The sequence below is a fragment of the Bacteroides sp. 51 genome, from assembly GCF_010500965.1.
GTDB lineage: Bacteria > Bacteroidota > Bacteroidia > Bacteroidales > Bacteroidaceae > Bacteroides.
Genome location: NZ_QVMI01000094.1, coordinates 1 through 1,060 on the forward strand (window position 1 = coordinate 1; position 1,060 = coordinate 1,060).

Consider the following 1,060-nt stretch of genomic DNA (forward strand, 5'->3'; position numbering starts at 1 on the left):
GGCCGTGGTTTTGGCGGGAACGTCCTGTGATGCTGTTTGTGTCGTCTGCTTGGCCGGACTTTCCCGCGGCGTGTTAGCAAGTGTTTGTGGAGGGTCGTAAACCATTCCCTCACCGAATGGGCTGGAGGTAAAGCGTTTGGAAGAGCGGCTGGAATTACCCAGCGTATAGCTTAGTGTTACTCCCGCCCGGGTAGGACCGAAATAGTGATAGGTACCCGTGGCAGCCATCTCACTATTGCCCGCCTCGTATTTATCATAGTCAAGGTATGCGTAACCCAGTCCAAGGGTGGCTTCCAAACCCCATTTTTGATTAAGCTGCCAGCGGTAGCCGTAAGAGGCACCGGCTCCCGCCAGCCAACCATCAAAGCGGTGGGCTCCCATATAACCGGAGAAAAGCAGGTCAGGCAAACGGCTTACATCATAGGTACCGTAATGCGCGTGAAGGCCGAAGAAATGTCCTTCGCGTTGTTCCGCCGTCCAGTAACGAAGTTCGGGCTGAAACAGAAGATGTTTCCAGTAGCGGTCCGAACCCAGCTTCCAGGGATTATAACTCAGGGGAAGATCTAAAGAAAACTGACCGGAAAGAAGAAACTCTGCACCCAGGTTCAGGGTGGAGGTTACATCATGCAACAGGTTGGTCTTTAAAAGAATCCCTCCCCGGTTCGTATTTTCAACGGTAGATTCCTGCGCGTTGCCTTTCACTGAAAACAACAGTAGAAACAGCCCTAGAAGCCATTGTCCTACACTGTATACAAAAATAGTTCTAATATTCATACGTTTTGTTCCATATCTCTTTTTATGCAACTAATTCCAGCTATTACTAAGTGCCGGAGTAAGTAAAAATGGAACACTGAACCAGTTAGTAATCAGCTGGTTATATTAGATCAAATTTAACAGAAAAATAAACCTGTTTATTCTTTTTTAAACTGGCGGGCGAGCGAAGCGATAACCAAAAAAAAGGAAAATCTTCGTTTAACAGCCGGGGCGGGCGATAGAAAACGAAAAAGTATCCCGGAAAAATAGAACAACTGTAAAACAATTGTAAAACGTCAGATATACA

Annotated in this window: 1 protein-coding gene; it reads right to left on the reverse strand. The window is 46.8% G+C overall.

Annotation, left to right across the window (positions count from 1 at the left end):
* Positions 1–774, reverse strand: a 774-nt coding sequence (locus tag D0T87_RS23635) for a DUF3575 domain-containing protein (protein ID WP_163178628.1), incomplete at its 3' end; no start/stop codon positions are given.
* Positions 775–1,060: the final 286 nt, after the last annotated feature.